General features: G+C 64.4%; 14 protein-coding genes. 8 read left to right on the top strand and 6 right to left on the bottom strand.

The genetic code is table 11. From position 1 onward, the window contains the following. The first annotated feature begins 3 nt into the window (after positions 1-3). The 8 genes from cphA to K9B33_RS13140 all read left to right on the top strand — a co-directional run bounded on the left by cphA (position 4) and on the right by K9B33_RS13140 (position 9,281). Positions 4-2,766, top strand: a complete 2,763-nt coding sequence (gene cphA, locus K9B33_RS13175; protein WP_224549348.1) for a cyanophycin synthetase — start codon at positions 4-6, stop codon at positions 2,764-2,766. Then, positions 2,753-3,622: an isoaspartyl peptidase/L-asparaginase family protein gene (locus K9B33_RS13170; RefSeq protein ID WP_224549347.1), complete on the top strand. Its 870-nt coding sequence runs from the start codon at positions 2,753-2,755 to the stop codon at positions 3,620-3,622. The genes cphA and K9B33_RS13170 overlap by 14 nt, the downstream gene beginning before the upstream one ends. Then, positions 3,619-4,461: a cyanophycinase gene (locus tag K9B33_RS13165; RefSeq protein ID WP_224549346.1), complete on the top strand. Its 843-nt coding sequence runs from the start codon at positions 3,619-3,621 to the stop codon at positions 4,459-4,461. The genes K9B33_RS13170 and K9B33_RS13165 overlap by 4 nt, the downstream gene beginning before the upstream one ends. Further along, positions 4,442-5,422 carry a methyltransferase gene (locus tag K9B33_RS13160; protein WP_224549345.1) on the top strand — a complete coding sequence of 327 codons (981 nt, stop codon included), beginning with the start codon at positions 4,442-4,444 and terminating at the stop codon, positions 5,420-5,422. The genes K9B33_RS13165 and K9B33_RS13160 overlap by 20 nt, the downstream gene beginning before the upstream one ends. Before the next feature lie 96 nt (positions 5,423-5,518). After that, complete coding sequence (locus K9B33_RS13155) at positions 5,519-6,427, top strand: iron-containing redox enzyme family protein (protein WP_224549344.1); 909 nt, start codon at positions 5,519-5,521, stop codon at positions 6,425-6,427. A gap of 19 nt (positions 6,428-6,446) precedes the next feature. Then, the gene (locus tag K9B33_RS13150) at positions 6,447-7,703 is read left to right on the top strand and encodes a dicarboxylate/amino acid:cation symporter (protein WP_224549371.1); all 1,257 of its coding nucleotides are present in this window, start codon (positions 6,447-6,449) and stop codon (positions 7,701-7,703) included. Positions 7,704-7,780: 77 nt separating this feature from the next. Then, positions 7,781-8,323 (top strand): hemerythrin domain-containing protein, encoded by a 543-nt coding sequence (locus K9B33_RS13145; protein ID WP_224549343.1) that lies wholly within the window; start codon positions 7,781-7,783, stop codon positions 8,321-8,323. 49 nt (positions 8,324-8,372) lie between these two features. After that, positions 8,373-9,281, top strand: coding sequence for an NAD(P)/FAD-dependent oxidoreductase (locus K9B33_RS13140; protein WP_224549370.1), 909 nt, complete (start codon positions 8,373-8,375; stop codon positions 9,279-9,281). Positions 9,282-9,871: 590 nt separating this feature from the next. Here the strand turns inward: K9B33_RS13140 and K9B33_RS13135 are convergent. From K9B33_RS13135 to K9B33_RS13110, 6 genes are all read right to left on the bottom strand, one after another. After that, positions 9,872-10,660, bottom strand: coding sequence for an SDR family NAD(P)-dependent oxidoreductase (locus tag K9B33_RS13135; protein ID WP_224549342.1), 789 nt, complete (start codon positions 10,658-10,660; stop codon positions 9,872-9,874). A gap of 10 nt (positions 10,661-10,670) precedes the next feature. Continuing rightward, entirely contained in the window at positions 10,671-11,870 is a 1,200-nt protein-coding gene (locus K9B33_RS13130; protein WP_224549340.1) for a zinc-dependent alcohol dehydrogenase, read from the bottom strand. Then, the gene (locus tag K9B33_RS13125) at positions 11,870-12,445 is read right to left on the bottom strand and encodes an SRPBCC family protein (protein WP_224549338.1); all 576 of its coding nucleotides are present in this window, start codon (positions 12,443-12,445) and stop codon (positions 11,870-11,872) included. The genes K9B33_RS13130 and K9B33_RS13125 overlap by 1 nt, the downstream gene beginning before the upstream one ends. Positions 12,446-12,910: 465 nt before the next feature. Beyond that, positions 12,911-13,993 carry an alpha/beta hydrolase family esterase gene (locus tag K9B33_RS13120; RefSeq protein WP_224549336.1) on the bottom strand — a complete coding sequence of 361 codons (1,083 nt, stop codon included), beginning with the start codon at positions 13,991-13,993 and terminating at the stop codon, positions 12,911-12,913. Between the two features lie 121 nt (positions 13,994-14,114). Next, on the bottom strand, positions 14,115-17,246 hold the full coding sequence (locus tag K9B33_RS13115) for a DEAD/DEAH box helicase (protein WP_224549334.1): 3,132 nt from the start codon (positions 17,244-17,246) through the stop codon (positions 14,115-14,117). Beyond that, positions 17,243-17,800 carry a PRC-barrel domain-containing protein gene (locus K9B33_RS13110; protein ID WP_224549369.1) on the bottom strand — a complete coding sequence of 186 codons (558 nt, stop codon included), beginning with the start codon at positions 17,798-17,800 and terminating at the stop codon, positions 17,243-17,245. The genes K9B33_RS13115 and K9B33_RS13110 overlap by 4 nt, the downstream gene beginning before the upstream one ends. Positions 17,801-17,994: the final 194 nt, after the last annotated feature.

The following is a 17,994-nucleotide window of genomic DNA, read 5'->3' as shown; positions in this document are numbered from 1 at the left end:
TCCATGATCGATCTGGACACCGCAGGGGACGAGGAGCGTGCCGGCCTTCATGTCCTCGCGCGCAACGTCTACCGGGGGCCGCATCTCTTTGGGCTCCTGCCCATGATCCGCATCCAGATCGCGCTGGGCGAACTGGAAGCCTGGCCGACCGATAGGCTACCCGCATTTGTCGACCGCCTTCTGGCCGCTCTTCCCGGGCTGGCGCGACACGGTTGCAGCTGCCCGAACGAGGGCGGATTTCCGAGACGGCTGCGCGAAGGTACCTGGCTCGGCCACGTCATTGAGCATGTGGCGCTGGAACTGCAGACGCTGGCGGGTAGCGCCGTCTCTCGCGGCAAGACCCGCAGCGTGCGGGGCAGGCCGGGCGTCTACAACATCCTGTATCGCTATCTGGAAGAAGATGTCGGCCTGGCCGCCGGCGCCGCCGCCATCGCGCTGGTCGCGGCGCTGCTTCCGGCGCCCTACCGCCAATGGGAGGGCGGGGCGCTGCTGCCTGCACCGGTCGGGAGCGACGGCCTGGATGTCGGCGCAGCGGTCGAGCAACTGATAGCGCTTCGCAAACGATCGGCGCTCGGGCCGACCACGGCCGCTTTGGCCGAGGCTGCCCGGCGCCGCACGATACCGGTCGCCAGGCTGGACCAGCAGGGGTTGCTCGTGCTTGGCTGGGGCAGCCGGCAGCAGCGATTGCGCGCGAGCATCACCGGACGCACGCCGCAGATCGCAGTCTCGCTTGCGGGCAACAAGGATGCGACCAAGGCGCTGCTGGCCGCCGCAGGTCTGCCGGTGCCCAAGGGTATAGTCGTCAGAACCGCCGAAGACGCGCTCGCGGCAGCGCGCAAACTGGGCGGACCCGTCGCGGTCAAGCCGCTCGACGGCAATCACGGGCGTGGCGTCAGCACCTCCGTCGAGACGCCCGCGGACATAGGCACGGCATTCGATCATGCGGCCAAGATCAGCAGCCGGGTCATCGTCGAAAAACATCTTCCGGGCAACGATCACCGCATGCTGGTGATCGACGGCAATCTGGTCGCGGTCGCGGAACGCGTGCCGGCGCATATCGTGGGCGACGGCATCCGGTCGATTGGGGAGCTGATCTCCATCGTCAACGCCGATCCCCGCCGGGGCGACGGACATGAAAGCATGTTGACGAAGATCCGCGTCGATGCCGCGCTTATGGACCTTTTGGGAAAGCAGGGCAGGGCGATCGGCTCCGTTCCGGAAGCGGGCGAACATGTGTTGCTGCGTGGCACCGCCAACCTGTCGAGCGGTGGCACTGCGATCGACCGCACCGATATGGTCCACCCCGACAATCGCCTGATCGCCGAGATGGCGGCGCGCGCCGTCGGCCTAGACATCGCCGGGATCGATTTCCTGTCGCCGGACATAGCGCGGTCTGTCAACGAGACCGGCGGCGGGATCGTCGAGGTCAACGCGGCCCCCGGCTTCCGTATGCATTTGGCCCCGTCCGAAGGCCCGGCGCGCGACGTCGCGGCGCCGGTGATCGCCATGCTTTACCCGCCCAGGACGACGAGCCGGATTCCGGTCGTCGCGATCACCGGCACGAATGGCAAGTCGACGACGGCGCGAATGGTCGCCGCGATCCTGCGCGGCGTCTATCCGACGGTTGGCCTCACGACCACCAGCGGGGTCTATGTTAACGACCTGCTCCTCAAATCGGGGGATTCCAGCGGACCCAAAAGCGCCAGGATGCTGCTGCATAATCCGGCTGTCGACATCGCCGTCCTGGAAACGGCGCGGGGCGGAATATTGCGTGAAGGGCTGGGGTTCGATTACGCGACGGTCGGCGCAGTGCTCAATATCAGCGAAGATCATCTGGGCGTGGGCGGGATCGATACGCTTGACGATCTGGCAGCGGTCAAGGGCGTGGTGGTCCGCAGCGTTGCCCGGCGCGGCTTTGCGGTCCTCAACTTCGACGATCGGCGGGTCCGTACACTGGCGCGACGAAGCCGTGGCCGCATCATCTGGTTCAGCCGCACGGGCACCGTCGCGCACCCTGTGATGGCAGCCCACGTCGCGGCGGGTGGGCGGGCGATCCTGGTCGAAGAGCATAGTGGCTCTGCCAGCCTTGTCCAGTACGAGGGCGACCGAAGGACGGCGATCCTCGCTGTTTCCGACATGCCCGCATCGCTGGGCGGCGCGGCGGGCTTCAATGTCGAAAATGCGCTCGCCGCTTGCGCAATCGCGACCGCCCTTGGCGTCGTGCCGGACCAGATCGCCGGACCGCTCAAGCGCTTTTCGTCGAATTTCAAGGACAATCCCGGTCGTTTCAACATCATCGACGTCCATCCCTTCCGGGTGGTCATCGACTATGCGCATAATATCGCCAGCATGCGCGCGCTCGGCCAATGTCTGGGCAGTCTGAAAACCGGTGGTGGACGGAGCATCGGCATGGTCAGCATGCCCGGAGATCGGCGCGACGAGGACATCATGGAGATGGGCGCGACGGCCGTCCCCATGCTGGACCATATCGTCTTCCGCGAAGGGCCCGACGGCCGCGGGCGCCCCCGCGGCGAAGTGTTGCGACTGCTCGAGAAGGGCGCGCGATCCGCAGGCGCATCCGCCGAGCGGATCAGCTTCGTTCTTGAGGAACGCGATGCCGTCCTCGCCACGCTTCGTCTGGCCCGTCCGAACGATCTGGTCGTCCTCTTCCCCACCCGCGTCGAGGAGGTTCATCGGCAAGTCATGGCGTTCCGTCCGGAAACGCTGGCAACCGCAAGCAGGGAGACCGCGCATGCCGACGGATGATGGCATATGGACCCTGGTGGTGCACGGCGGCGCGCGGTTCATTCTGGAACAGGATCGCGCCCGCTTCGCTGCGGGTTGCGCTGAGGCCGCCCGGGTCGGCGGCGACGTCCTCGCACGGGGCGGCCGCGCAATCGATGCCGTGGAGACCGCGGTACGCGTCCTTGAAGATCTTCCCGACTTCAATGCCGGCACGGGATCGGTGCGCAATGTCGCGGGAATCGTGGAAATGGACGCCGCTGTCATGGACGGCGAGACACTGGCGATCGGCGGAGTCGGCGCGATCCGGGATGTGCGTCATCCCGTTTCGGTCGCCCGGGCGATGCTGGACGAGACGCCCATCTTACTGGTCGGCGATGGGGCAGGGCAATTTGCTGAGCATATCGGTGCTGAGCCTGCCGATGCCGGATCGATTCCGGCTTCAGGCGGATGCGATACCGTAGGCTGCATTGCCCGCGATCAGTCCGGGCACGTTGCCGCGGCAGGGTCCACCGGAGGTCTCGAAGGCAAGATGGCCGGCCGCGTGGGCGATACGCCCTTGCCAGGCTGCGGGCTCTATGCCGACGATCGCGCGGGCGCGGCTGCCTTGTCCGGCGAAGGCGAGAGCATCGCCCGCGGCATGCTGGCCGCGCATATCCTCTTTGCACTTCCGGACAGCGGTCCGCTCGCGGCCGCGCAAATGGCGATCGCCCGGCTCGGACGGACTGGCGGCGAAGCCGGCGCGATCGTCCTCGATCCCGATGGCGGGTTCGGCATCGCGCACAACAGCGAACAATTTTCGGTCGCGGTCGCGGCCCACTGGCTCGATGCGCCGCGCGCCGGAACGCATGCCGACGATCTCAGGGAGTGGTTTACATGACAGACAAGACAGGACCGCTCATCATCATCGGCGGACATGAAGACAAGGAAGACAGACGCGCCATCCTCAAGGCAATCGCGGCCGAGGTCCGGGGCCGCAAGCTCATCATCGCCACGATCGCAAGCCACGAGCCGGAGGGCTATTTCACCACTTATCAAAAGGCGTTCGCCGATCTGGGCATCGGCGAACTGGTCGAACTCTACATCCACGACCGGGCGGAGAGCCATGATGTCGAAGTCGCCGAAGCCTTCGAGGATGCTGCGGGCATTTTCTTCACCGGCGGTGACCAGTTGCGCATCTCGAGCCAGATCGGCGACACGCCGATCGAGACCATGGTCCGCGACCTGCACGACCGGGGCGGGCTGGTCGCGGGCACGTCGGCCGGCGCCGCCGCGATGAGCGAGATCATGCTGGTCAAGGGCTCCAGCCGCGAAACGCATCGGATCGGCGACCTTCATATGGCGCCGGGCCTCGGCCTCGTCGAAGGCGCGATCATCGACCAGCATTTCGCCGAACGCGGCCGGATTGGGCGGCTGCTCGGCGCTGTCGCGCAGAATCCGCGCGTCATCGGCATCGGCATCGACGAGGATACTGCGATCGTGGTGCGCGATCGCATGTTCGAGGTCATCGGCGTCGGCGCTGTCTATGTCGTCGATGGCGCCCATGTCACCCAGTCCAACATCGCCGAGGCCAGGCCCGAGCGCACGCTCTCGATGCACGGCGTCCATCTCCATGTGCTGAGCGCCGGCGACCATTTCGACATCGACAGTCGCACGCCGGGTCAGCACCCGCGCGACGCCCAACCAGAAAGGTCGGATCATGAACATGCTGCAGCTTGACCGCGCGCAAAACATAGACGCGTCCGAGGAAGGCGACCCGCTTCTGCTTCTGCTCCGTTATCTGGCGGAAACGGAGTATCGGTTTGTGACGGTGACGCCGGCAAGCCATCAACGCGTGCTCGCCCGCTATCATGGCGCGCCCGGTATGACACGCAACGATGTGCTGGGATGGAGCAGGCCCTATGTCCCGGGATCGATCGATCCGACCGTCGAACGCCTGCTGGGAGACGCCGGTGCGGTCGAGGCGGCGGGAAACGGGCTGCAACGATCGGCCGTCCGCGTCTCAACCGTTCATCAGCGGCTCTTCCTGCATTCCGCATTTCCGACTGTCGCCGAAGATTCGGTGTTCCTGGGCCCGGACAGCTATCGCTTCGCCGATCTTATCAACGGCGAGGTGGCGGCATTCCCGCTTGATCCGGGCGATGTCGTGGTGGACATGGGAACAGGGTCGGGCGTCGGCGCGATCACCTGCGCCGGCCTGGCACCCGACACCCGGCTTTTCATGACCGACATCAATCCCAGGGCGCTTCGCTTCGCCCGGATCAATGCCGATGCCGCCGGATGCGCGATCACGGCGCTAGAAGGTCGCAACCTTGCCGGCCTGGAAGAGGGGGTTGCTGTCGCGGTCGCCAATCCGCCTTATGTGATCGATCCCGGCCATCGGGCATATCGGGATGGCGGCCGCAACCACGGCGGCGAAATTTCCCTCGAAATGGCGCGTGCCGCTGCCACTGCCCTGAAGCCGGGAGGGCGCTTCATCCTTTACACCGGCAGCGCGATAATAGACGGAACTGATCTGCTCAGAGAAGACCTTTCGGAGATAGCGGCCACTTGCGGCTGTGCTCTGCGGTACAGAGAGCTCGATCCGGACGTGTTCGGGGAGGAACTCGAACTGCCCCATTACCGCGATGTCGATCGGATCGCCGTCGTCGCAGCGATCATGACGCGCGCCCGGTACTGAAGACCGGCGTTCGCGCATTAACAGCAATCAATGCGATTGACCGGAACAGAGCCCCCAAGCTGTCCGTTTTGCCTGCATCCCTAAATCGAGGACGCAATGAACATCCATACGGATCTAGATCGACGAGACACGGGCTCCCAGTTCCTGACGGACAGCTTCCAGCGGGGGCTCGCGCACTGGAACCGGGAACGACTGGCGCCCCAATTTCCCGAAGCGGACTGGCGCGCGACTCTGGAGCGCGACACACGTATGCTCCGCCTGGAAGCGGGTTTCGTCGAAGAGCTGCGGGGCGAGATCGCAAACCGTGCCGCGCAGGCGCCCACCGCCCCTGATGCTTTCATAGCCTGGTTTGAAGGCTTGAAGGATAATGGACCTGGTCAGGGCGACGCCCTATTCCCCTGGCTTGCCCAAGACGCGTCCCGGGATGAGCTGCGTTGGTTCTTCGAGCAGGAAGCGGCAGGCGAAGCCGGCTTCGACGATCTGGTTGCCCTGACCCAAGTGAAGCTCCCAGCGACCGCCAAGATGGAACTCGCGCGCAACTACTGGGACGAGATGGGCCGGGGCAATGCCAAGGGCATGCACGGTCCGATGCTGGACGCGCTGGTTGAAACGCTGGACGTGGATCCCGTCATCGAAAATACGGTCTGGGAAAGCTTGGCGCTCGCCAATGTCATGACCGCGCTTGCCACCAGCCGCCGTTACGCCTGGCATTCCGTAGGCGCGTTGGGTGTGATCGAACTGACGGCGCCCGGCCGGTCGGCTCTCGTGGCCAGGGGCTTGCGCCGTATCGGGCTTAGCGAGCGGGAGCGCCGCTATTTCGATCTCCACGCCGTGCTGGACGTCAAGCATAGCGCGGACTGGAACCGGGAAGCCTTGCGGCCGCTTGTTGCGGAAGACCCACGCCGGGCGACCGCCATTGCCGAGGGCGCACTGATGCGGCTTCTATGCGGCGAACGCTGTTTCGCGCGCTATCGGGCCGCACTGGGGCTGAGCGCAGGCGCTTGAAGACCGGCGCCTCCGCGTGATGCGTCGAGTCCCCGGCAGCGCTCTCATCTTCCTATCCCTGGTGCTGGGACTTGGCGCTGGGATGGCGGCGAGCGGTAGTGCCGGCCCCGTTCGCAGCATTGCGTCGGGCGTTCTTTCGCCGCTGGGCCAATTGTGGCTGGACGCGCTCACCATGACGGTCGTGCCGCTGGTTTTCGGCCTGTTGGCCACCGGCATCATGTCGGCGGCCGCTAGCGGCACGGCAAGTTCCGCAGCGGGCCGGTCGCTCATCTGGTTCGCAGCCTGCCTGACCGGCGCCTGCCTGGCAGCGGCGCTGGCTGCTGAATTGATCCTCGCATGGTGGCCGGTGCATGGCATTGAGGCGGTCGCCGGCTCCGTGACGATGCCAACGCCCGCTGCCGCCGAATGGTATCGCGGCATCATACCTGCCAATCCGATCAAGGCCGCGGCCGACACGGCGATCGTCCCGGTCGTCGCCTTCGCGCTTTTTTTCGGCTTCGCCGCCGCGCGGATCGAGCCGATCCTAAGTGCCGCCTTGCGTACGCTGTTGGATGCAATCGTGCAGACGATGCTCGTCATCGTGCAGTGGGTCCTCAACGTCGCGCCGATCGGCATCTTCGCGCTCGCCTTCGGCGCCGGCAGCCGGATGGGTAGTGGTGCGCTGGGCATGCTCGGGCAATATATCGCACTGATATCCGCTATCTGCCTGCTGACGACCCTGCTCGCCTATGTCGTCGCCGTCGTGGCGGGACGCATATCCATCTTGAATTTCGCCAGGGCGGCCGTTCCCGCCCAGGCGATCGCCTTTGGAACCCAGTCGTCGCTCGCATGTCTTCCTGTCATGGTTTCGGCAGCGCCACGGCTCGGCGTCAGTCCCGCCTCGGCGGGACTGATTCTCCCTCTCGCCGTGTCGATCTTTCGCGCAGCGAGCGCCGGCGCGAACGTCGCGGTGGCGGTCTATCTCGCCCATCTTCATGCCGTGCCCCTGCCATGGCCCTTGCTGCTGACAGGCGCTCTGATAGCGGTTCCCGTTAGCCTCGCCGCAGTCGGATTGCCGGCCCAGGTCTCCTTTTTCGCAACTATCGGTCCGGTGTGTCTCGCCATGGGCGTACCTGTCGAGCTGTTGCCGCTGCTGCTCGCGGTCGAGACGGTCCCCGACATCTTTCGGACGGTCGGCAATGTGACGGCGGATCTTGCGGTCACGCGCCTGGCCGGCGAGCGCGCATGGCCCGACACCTCCGCACAGGTGGTCGGCAATCGCATTGACGCGGGTTAATTCTCCGACGGACGCGGCCCCATAAGGCGCGATCGAGGGTTCTACTTGGCAAGATCATTTTCATCCGGAGAACCATAATGGCTGCGACAAAAGCTGCTGCGACCTCGAAAAAATCGCCCGCCAAGCCCAAGGCGGGATCCAAGACCGCTCGGAAGACCGCCCGCGCCACGGCGCGTCCGGTCGATGCGATCAAGTTGCTCAAAGACGATCACAAGGAAGTGAAGACCTGGTTCGACCAGTATGAGGATTTGGAAGACGAGGCCGAAAAGCAGGCGCTCGCCGACAAGATTTGCCTGGCGCTGACGGTCCATGCACAGATCGAGGAGGAAATCTATTACCCCGCGACACGCGAGGCGATCGATGACGACGACCTGCTGGACGAAGCCGAGGTCGAGCATGCCAGCACCAAGCAGCTGATCGCCGAAATTCGAGCGATGAAGGCTGGCGACCGGCTGTTCGATGCGAAGGTCACCGTGCTGGGCGAATATATCGACCATCATGTCGAGGAAGAAGAAAACGAGATGTTCCCTGAAAGCCGAGACAGCGATCTCGACCTCAAAGCGCTCGGCGTTCAGCTCGCCGCCCGGAAGGAAGAATTAATGGCACAAGCCAGCAAATGAGCGGTAAGCTCGGTTGCTGTCTGTGATCGCCGAAGATCGAGCGGCCGCGATCTGCGACTGCCTGATCGTCGGCGGCGGCCCGGCGGGTCTTACGGCCGCTATCTATCTTGCCCGGTTCCACTTGAGGGTGACCCTGATCGACAGCGGACAAAGCCGATGTGCCACTATTCCCCTTACCCGAAACCATGCCGGCTTTCCTGAAGGGATAACCGGACCCGATCTGCTCGCGCGTATGCGCCGCCAGGCCGGACTTTATGGCGCTGAATGCCTCAATGGCAACGTACTGTCACTGGAACGCCTGCATGACGGCGGCTTTTGCGTGACGACCGAGACGGGCAAATTCGCGGCAAGGTCCGTCCTGCTCGCGACGGGCGTGTCCAATCGACGTCCGCCTATGATGGACGAACGCATGCATGACGCTGCGGTTGCCGGCGGGCTGCTGCGCTACTGCCCGATCTGCGACGGGTTCGAGGTCACCGATTGCAACGTGGCCGTACTCGGTACGGGCAAGCGAGGCTATGAGGAAGCGCAGTTCCTGCGAAGCTACACCCGCGATGTTACGCTCGTTTCGCCGGATGAGGTTCACGATCTTACAGCCGAACAACGCGCCGATCTGTCTGACGCCGGCATCGTCATTGCGGGCCTCTGCTCCGACATCATGCTGGCTGGCGCGCATATAGCGCTCTCTCTTCCAGATGGTCTTGCGCTGTTCGACAGCCTTTATCCCGCCCTTGGCTCGGATATCCGTTCTGAACTTGCGCGCCAAGTCGGAGCGCGCATGTCGGGCGATGGCTGCCTGACGGTCGACGGGCATCAGCGCACCAGCATCGACGGCATCTATGCGGCGGGCGACGTAGTTCTGGGTCTCAACCAGATCAGCCACGCGATGGGCGAGGGCGGAGTCGCTGCGACCACGATCCGTAACGATCTCGCTGGGCATAGGCCATTTCGGCGCTAGTTTAGCTTGACCGCTTTCCGCGCCTCGATCGCTCGAGCGTCATCAGATCTGGCTTCTTAGCCGGCTTCCATCCTTTCGAGGGCGTTGTTCGCTGTCGATTTGTACCCAGCCCCATAGCGCCAGCCGCTGGCGCGACAGTCCTGCGGGCCAAACGCCAGGTCATCCTGCGTCTTGCCTGCCGCGCGAAGGAGGCTGATGCGGTCACGTAGGCGACCCGCCTACTCATAGACCCCCGCGTGGCGGCCGCTTCCATCTCGCGCACTCTCGCGCACAAATCCTGGAGCCGGTTCTCCGGCGGTTTTGCAAGGCGCGTCGTTCAGCTCCTAACGGACCTCATATTTGGTGCAGGAGGATCGACCGTGTCATTCTGATCTACATACCGTCCCGATCGCGTTTCTGTTTCTGCGATCGCCCCAGAATTCCATTATATCGACGCGCGCAGTTCACGCACGCGCGCGAACAATGGGTCCGGCGAGTATTCCGAACTATGACGAGAGCCTGCTAGATCGCTCGGCCCACATCAGTGAACTGATATCAGTATCGAGGCGTGAATAGGCCAGAGTCCCTAACAGCAGACCGCAGCGCGCCGCTTAGTCCTCGTTGGCCGAACCCGGCTCAGCCATCTTGCGGTGTTGTTCAGCAAGGATCGCGGCGGGCGTCACATGTGCCATGGCCGCCTGCACCTTGTTCTTCCAGCCCGATACGATATGCGCTTCGCCCTTCATCAGCGCGTCCCATCCGTCGCGCGCGACATCAGCGGGATCACTTTTGGTCTCCGAGGCGCCGACGCTGGTATCAAGCATATCTGCGCGGTCGAAAAATTCGGTCTCGACCGGGCCTGGCATCAGCGTCGTAACTGTGACCCCCTTGCTGTCCTTGATCTCATTGCGGATTGCGTCAGCGAAGCTGTCCACGAACGCCTTGGAGCCGTTATAGACGGCTTGGAAGCTGCCGGGAATGAAGCCCGCGATCGATCCGGTGATCAGAATCTTTCCACCATCACGGGCGACCATGTCTGTCAGAACCTTTTGAAGCAGGTACAGCGTGCCGGTGATGTTGGTGTCGATGACGCGGCGCCAGTCGGCCACCTCCTGGTCGAGGAACCCATGGCCAAGACCGCGCCCGGCATTGGCGCAGAGCACATCTACTTGCCGCCCATTAGTTGCCGCAAGCAGGTGATCGACGCCTTGCAGCGTTGCCAAGTCCGCTTCCACGGAGGTGACTTGAACGCCGTGACGCTTGAAATCCTCCGCCGCGGCATCGATCAGCGGCTCGTCGGCGACGACCAGCAAGTCGTAGCCATTTTCGGCAGCGATGGAGGCGAGTTCGAAGCCGATGCCCGTCGAGGCGCCGGTGATGATCGCGAATTTGTTGGCCATGATATTTCTCCTATTCCGCGGCGACGGCAGCGGGTGCGAAATCGGGCTTGAGCACGATCTTCGTCACTTCGTTCTGGTTGTCGTGGAACATCTTGTAGCCTTTGGGCGCATCCTCCAGCGCCATGCGGTGCGAGATGAGGAAGGTCGTATCGATCTTTTTCTCGACGATCGCATTGAGCAGCGCGGGCATATAATGCTGCACGCTGGTCTGGCCGGTTTTGAGGGTCAGGCCCTTTTCCATGAAGGCGCCTAGCGGGAACTTGTCGACAAAGCCGCCATAGACCGCCGGCATCGAGACGCGTCCACCTTTGCGACAGGCATGGATCGCCTGACGGATCGAATGGGTGCGGTCGGTGCCCAAGAACAGCGACGCCTTGATCTGGTCGACCACATTATCGACGAAGAAGCCGTGCGCCTCGAGCCCCACCGCGTCGATGACCGCGTCCGGGCCAATGCCGCCGGTCATCTCCATCAGCGCCTCATAGGTCTTCGATTCCTCGAAATTGATCGTCTCGGCGCCGAACTTCTTGGCCAGTTCCAGACGATGCGGGAAATGATCGATGGCGATGACGCGCTGCGCCCCCATGAGGAAAGCCGACTGGACCGCGAACAGCCCGACCGGGCCACAACCCCAGACCGCGACCGTATCCCCCGGCTCGATGTCGGCATTTTCCGCCGCCTGCCAGCCCGTGGGCAGGATGTCGGAAAGGAACAGCACTTCGTCATCGTCCATGCCGTCCGGTATGACGATCGGGCCCACATCGCTGAAGGGCACGCGCACATATTCGGCCTGGCCGCCGGCATAGCCGCCGGTCAGGTGGCTGTAGCCGAACAGGCCCGACATGGGCTGGCCGTACATTTCTTGGCCGATGTCCTGATTATCGGCCGGGTTGCCATTATCGCAGGCGGAATATTGATGCTTGCCGCAATGGTAGCAGCTGCCGCAGGCGATGGTGAACGGCACCACGACCCGCTCGCCCTTCTGCAGAGTCGATCCAGGGCCGGTTTCGACCACTTCGCCCATGAATTCATGGCCGAGAATATCGCCTGCCTGCATGGTCGGGATATAGCCGTCATAGAGGTGCAGATCGGACCCGCAGATGGTGGTGGAGGTGACCTTGATGATCGCATCGCGCGGGTTAAGGATTTCGGGATCGTCGACCGTATCGACGCGCACGTCATGCTTGCCGTGCCATGTGAGCGCGCGCATCAGGCCTTCTCCTCTTGGAGCTGTTTGCTCGTTCGCGCGGCGGTTGCGACCTCGCCGGTTTCCATCAGCTGCTTGAACCGGCGCAGGTCGCGTCGCGCCTGGATCGCAGGTTCGCGCTGGAACAGCTTGGCGATCGTCTTGCCGATGAAGCCGGCGGGCGGATCATAGGCGATGGTGGCGGTGACGACCGTGCCACGATCCCCGGCATCGCGAAATTCAATGCGGCCGCTATTGGGCACGTCCGCGCCGTCATCCGAAGCCCAGGCGATGAATTCGCCTTCCCGTTCGTCGGTAATGGTCGCGTCCCATTCAACCGTCTTTCCGCCCGGGGCCTTGATCACCCAATGGCTGCGCGTGGGCGACAACGTGTCGATCCGTTCGACATTGTCCATGAAAGCAGGGAGGTTAGTGAGATCGCGCCAATAGGCGAACAATTCGGCGCGCGGCCGGTTGATCGTGACCGACCGTCCGATCGTGCTGTCGCCTTCCGGTGCGCCGACTTGGGCAGCGGCCGCGTGCCGGCCTCTTCCCTTCTTGGAGGTATCCAGCGGGGCATCATCGGTGATGAGGGTCATGCCATATCTCCAGTGGTCGCGAACAGCGAAGGCGATAGCGTTGCTCGCTGGCTTAACTGCCAACGAACAGTAGCTTGAAAGCGGAATATTCTAACAACGTCTGCCGAGGGACTTGGCCTCACGCGCGCTGAGAAAATCTAGATGATGGAAGTTAAGCTGCTGATGTCAGGCATGGACATTTGAAACTGGGGAACGTAGCTTTTGCCGCGCGCGCACTACGCCCATCTCCGTCCAGGAGCTGCCAAAGGCAACCGCCGCAATCCCCATCTGGCGCCTCTGGGCCCCACCCGTTTTCGGTGTCCTCTGCGCCTGCTCTCTTAGCTTCTTCACTGCCGCATTTGCAGCCGTCGTCTATGCCAACAACGCGCAGATGCAGCGGGTCAATTTCGCGATTTAGCTCATTACTGGCGGGTTAATGACGCGCATTCGGGACCGTCCATCAAGCCCGGCTGCCCATCTACCGCGTCAACGCATCAGACCCGCTGAACGCAGGGCATCTTCGATGATCGCGCCGACGCCTGCTTTGGCGCGGGCCGGCTCCGGCGCGGCTTGGGCGCCTTGCTTTTGTCGACGCGTTGGCTGTTCCGCCTGCAACAGGCCCCAGGCGCGAGCCATATGGCGTGTCGATGAAATGCTGGCGTCCAGCATGTAGGGCCCGCTCACGCCGCAAGCGTCCGGCCCGTTGGTCTGGATAGGCGTGCCATGGCCCATGCCGGTGATCGTATAAGATTCGATCACGCGTCGTCCCGTGGGGTCTATCCAGCACTCGCGCGCGCATCCGTCGACGATGTCGCGCGTTCCGGGTCCGTCGGCGACGCCATGGATGCCGCGCCACTGGGCGACGGTGCGTTCCGCGTTCGACGGATCGACCGTCTTGTCGGCGCTGCCCTGCCACACTGACACGGTCGGCCAGAGCCCGTCATGGCCTGACGCATCGCGTACCAGTGTCGCCAGCCGGGCGTCGGCGGGATAGCCTGCCCCGCGCATGCGCGCGAACGCATCGGAGATCGAGTGTGCTGCGCCAAAGGGAAGGCCCGCAATAATGGCGCCACCGGCGAAGACTTCGGGATAGGCAGCTAGCATGATCGACGCCATGGCGCCGCCGGCCGACAGGCCGGTCACGAACACGCGCGAAGGATCAATGTCATGCTGCGCGGTCATCGCTGCCACCATGTGCCGGATCGAGGATGCCTCGCCCCCGTCGCGCCGTGCATCGGCCGACGAGAACCAATTGAAGCACAAGTTGGGATTGTTGGCGCGCGTCTGTTCGGGGAACAGCAACGCGAACCCGTGAGCGTCGGCCACGTGCGACCAACCCGATCCATGGTCATAGCCGGCAGCGTCCTGGGTGCATCCGTGAAGCACCACGACCAGCGCCGGGTTCCGCGCGAGATGCTCGGGGACATATATGCGGGCGCGTAACGCGCCCGGGTTGCTGCCGAAGTCGGTGAGGTCGGTCAGCCGGTCCTGCCGTCCTGGCATCATGTTGGGGAGGTTCTTGGACCTTAGTTGTGCCAATTGCGCGATCGTCTTACCCAAATGGGCCATTTTGTGCCTCCAGCGCAGGCGGAAGCCATTGCAGACAGGGAACGCCTCGTCTTTCGGATTCGTTGCTGCACTGCACAATGAATCGTCTTGATCGGGATCAAGTGGCGCGCCTTTTCCCCGATCAGGCCGTCATTGCAAGCGCGTCGAGCAAGGATTGCACGCGCAGGATGCGCTCGTCGTCTTTTGTCGGCTGTTGAAGGAGCAGGCGACCGTTCTTCTCGACCAGGCCCGATGCTCTCAGATCGCCCGTTTGATCGCGGCGAAGGGTTAGCGCGATAGCAGCGGGACCGGCATCGATTCGTGCGATAGACAGGGTGCGTGCCGCCACGCGAATCCGGGCCCGCATCAGGAGCATGGCGGCCTCCTGAGGGAGAGGGCCGAACCTGTCGATCAATTCGTCCTCGAAAGCATCCATTCCGTCATCGTCCATGATGCGTGACATACGGACATAAAGCGCGAGCCTGACGTCAGCTTCCGGAATCCAGCCCTGCGGCAAGCCACCGCCGGAGCCAAGATGAAGATCGGGCGTCCAGCGCTCCACATCCTCGCCGCGCGCCTGACGCAGCGCGGCGCCGAGCAGATGCTGATACAGGTCGATGCCGATAAGCTTGATATGCCCGGCCTGGTTCTCGCCCAGCAGGTCGCCCGCGCCGCGCATGTCGAGGTCTTGCGCACTGATGTCGAACCCCGCGCCCAGACGATCGAACGTCGCCAAGGTACGAAGCCGCTTCAACGTCCGCTCGCCGATCGCCTCCTCGCTTTGCGTCAGAAGGATCACCTGCCCGCGCCGATTCCCGCGGCCCACCCGGCCGCGCAACTGATGCAATTGCGCAAGGCCGAAGCGGTCGGCACGCCAGACGATCATCGTGTTGGCGCGCGGCACGTCGAGCCCCGCCTCGATGATGTTGGTCGCCAGCAATATGTCGCCCTGTCCCTGCCCGAACCCGACCATGACCGCGTCGATCTCCGCCGCCGGCATCTTGCCATGGGCCTCGACCAGAGCGAGGTCGGGTACGACGCGGCGGAGCTTTTCGGACAGTGTCGCCATATCCTCGATACGCGGCACCACGACGAAGCTTTGCCCGCCGCGTCCTTTTTCGCGGAGCAATGCGGTGCGGATGCGCCCGTCCTCATATTGGTCGAGGCTGGTACGGATCGGCTGGCGGCGGGCGGGCGGCGTGGCGATGACCGATATCTGCTGCAATCCGATAAGCGCCATCTGCAAGGTGCGCGGGATCGGCGTTGCGCTGAGCGTCAGCAGATGCACATCGCCCGCGCCGCGCAGCTTCGCCTTGTCGGCGGCGCCGAAGCGCTGCTCCTCGTCGACCACGACCAGGCCGAGCCTCGCATAGGTCACGCCCTTGGCCATGACGGCGCCGGTGCCGATCACGATGTGCACCGACCCGTCGGCAAGCCCCGCTTTGACGGCCTTCTTTTCCGCCGCGCTGGACAGGCGCGACAGGCCCGCGACCTGAATGCCCGATCCTTCGAACCGCCGCTGGAAATTTTCGATATGCTGGCGAACGAGCACCGTGGTGGGCGCGGCGATGGCCACCTGATAGCCGGCTAGCGCGGCCAGGGCTGCGGCGCGCAGCGCGACCTCCGTCTTTCCGTAGCCCACGTCGCCCACGACCAGGCGATCCATCGGCTTCCCGCTTGTCAGGTCGTCGCGGACGGCCGCGATGGCGCGCACCTGGTCCGCCGTTTCGTTGAAGGGGAAGCCGTTCGCAAAGCGTTCATAGACTGCCGGATCGGGCGCCATGATCGGTGCGGTGAGGCTCGCACGCGCCTCCGCCAGCGCTGCGAGGGCCTTGGCGCTTTCCGCGATGGCTGCGTCGATCGCGCCCCGCCGCTTGAGCCAGGATGCGCCGTCGAGCCTGTCGAAGGTCACGGCATCGGCATCCGCACCATAGCGCCAAATCTTTTCGGCGTCGTCGATCGCGATCAGGCGGCGCCCGCCGCCGGCATATTCCAGCGCGATCATCTCCGCGCCATTGTCCGCTTTGCCCTGGGTCGGGGCGGGTGCGAGCCCGAGCACGCGCCCCACGCCATGATCCTCATGCACCACGACGTCGCCGACGCGAATCTCCGCGCCACTGCTCGCCCAGGGATTGGCGGCCGCGATGGCTGCGTCGTCCATGACGGCGCGGCTGCCGATCAGATCCGCGGCGGCGATCAGGATCAGCCGGTCGTCGACGAATCCGGCATCGACCGGCATCGTGATGCTCGCGCCGCTTCCGGCTTTCAGGTCTTCGATACCGGCCCAGTCCGTAACTTCGCCAAGGTCGAGCGCGAGGCGTTTGCCGACCCGCGTGCGCAGGAAGCGCAGATCGCGCCGACTTCCCGCGAGCAGCAAGGCGCGGCCTTCGGCCAGCAGCGGCTTGGCGAAGCGCGCCAACGCGGTGAGCGGCGAGGCTGCTTGCGCAAAACGCGGAACCGCCTTGATCGCATCGTCAAAGGGCATGCTGCGCCAGGATTTGCAGGCGCGGGACCAGGCCGCGTCATCCATCGCGTCGATCGTCTTGCCGTTGCGTGCCACCGCATCGGTAGCGAGCTGGATGAATCGTTGCCGCCGCCGGTCCGCCTTGTCCGATTGGGCAAGCACGCCCGGCGTCAGATGATCCAGGATCGTGACGGCCTCCCCGACAGGCGGCTCGGCGGCGCGCCCGATCTCGAGCGCCTCCATCTCCGCGATCGTTCGCTGGGTCACGGGATCATAAGTGCGAACCGCGCTGACCTTACCGTCCAGCAGGTCGATACGCGCCGGCAGGCCGGCATCCGCAGGGAATAGGTCGATAACATCGCCCCGGATCGCCATTTCACCCGGTTCGTCGACACGATCGTCGGCGAAATAGCCGAGATCGACCAGCGCGGCCCTGAAGGCTTCCGTGTCGATAGGATCGCCGACGCGCACCGTCGGCGGCGCACGATCGAAGGCCTGGGGCGCGGCATAGCGACGCGCTGCCGCCCCGCCGCTCAATATGCAGGCGACCGGGCGCCGCTCCTTGTCCTGCTGCGTAAGCCGCAACGCGCGCAACGCCGCCGCTCGCCTGCCGGCATTGGCGGGGGAGGCGGGAACGGGGTCACCGGGGAGAGCATCGCTCGATGCGACATGAATGACGGGGTTTTCGGGCCGGAGGCAGCGCACAGCAGCGGTGAGCGCTTCGGCCTGTTGCTCGTCATCGGCGAGGAAAAGGATGTCGTCCTCAGCGAGGGTCCGGGCGATCTGCATCGCGGCGAAGGCGAGGTTCATGCGGCGCGTCCTGTCGCTTGCGGCGGGACGGCGTCGGGCCAATCTCCGCTTTCCAGCGGTGCAAGCGCCGCGAAGGCATCGACGTCCAGGTCGACGCTGAGCGCGTCGCAGCTAAAACGGATCGCGTCGCGCGGGACGGCGCGCAGGTCTTCTCCAAGCCCGCCCGGCTTGGCGGTCGCAACCACGACATAACTCACCTCGCCGGAACGGCATTCGATCAGCGCTTCGACCGCCTTGCCCATGGCTGCGCCGTCGGCATCGACGACGGGCAGACCCGCAATCCCGGTCGCCGTGAACAGGGTGGGGACCGACGATTTGCGGCTTTTGGCCTCCGCCGATTTGCCGCCATCCTCATAGGCGCGCTGCCGTCCCAACCAACGCCAGATGCCGACGAGATTGACGAAGGTCAGAAAAGCGTTGGCCGCAATGAGGTTGGTCTGACCCGAACCGATCCCGACAAGCGTCCAGCAGATCGACCCTAAGGTGAAGACGACAAAGCCCCATCCGGTAATCCTGGCGCCCAGATTGGCGGCGGTCATCATCGCAGCGATCATCGTCGCGGCGGGCGCGATCCATTCGGCAAGTTCGTTCAACGCGCGTCCTCTCATAGTGCCATACGGCCCGATGCGGTCCCAGGGCGGGAAGAAAAGCTCTGAGGCTCCTGATCGGCACCGGAAATTTTTCCAAACTGATCCGCGTCAATATGATTTACCGGTGACGCACCGTCTCGCGCGGCTCCGGCGCTCGT

Source organism: Sphingobium sp. 3R8 (assembly GCF_020166615.1).
GTDB classification, from domain to species: Bacteria; Pseudomonadota; Alphaproteobacteria; order Sphingomonadales; family Sphingomonadaceae; genus Sphingobium; species Sphingobium bisphenolicum.
Note: the sequence above shows the minus strand (reverse complement) of the source record. Positions and strands in the feature narration are given on the sequence as shown.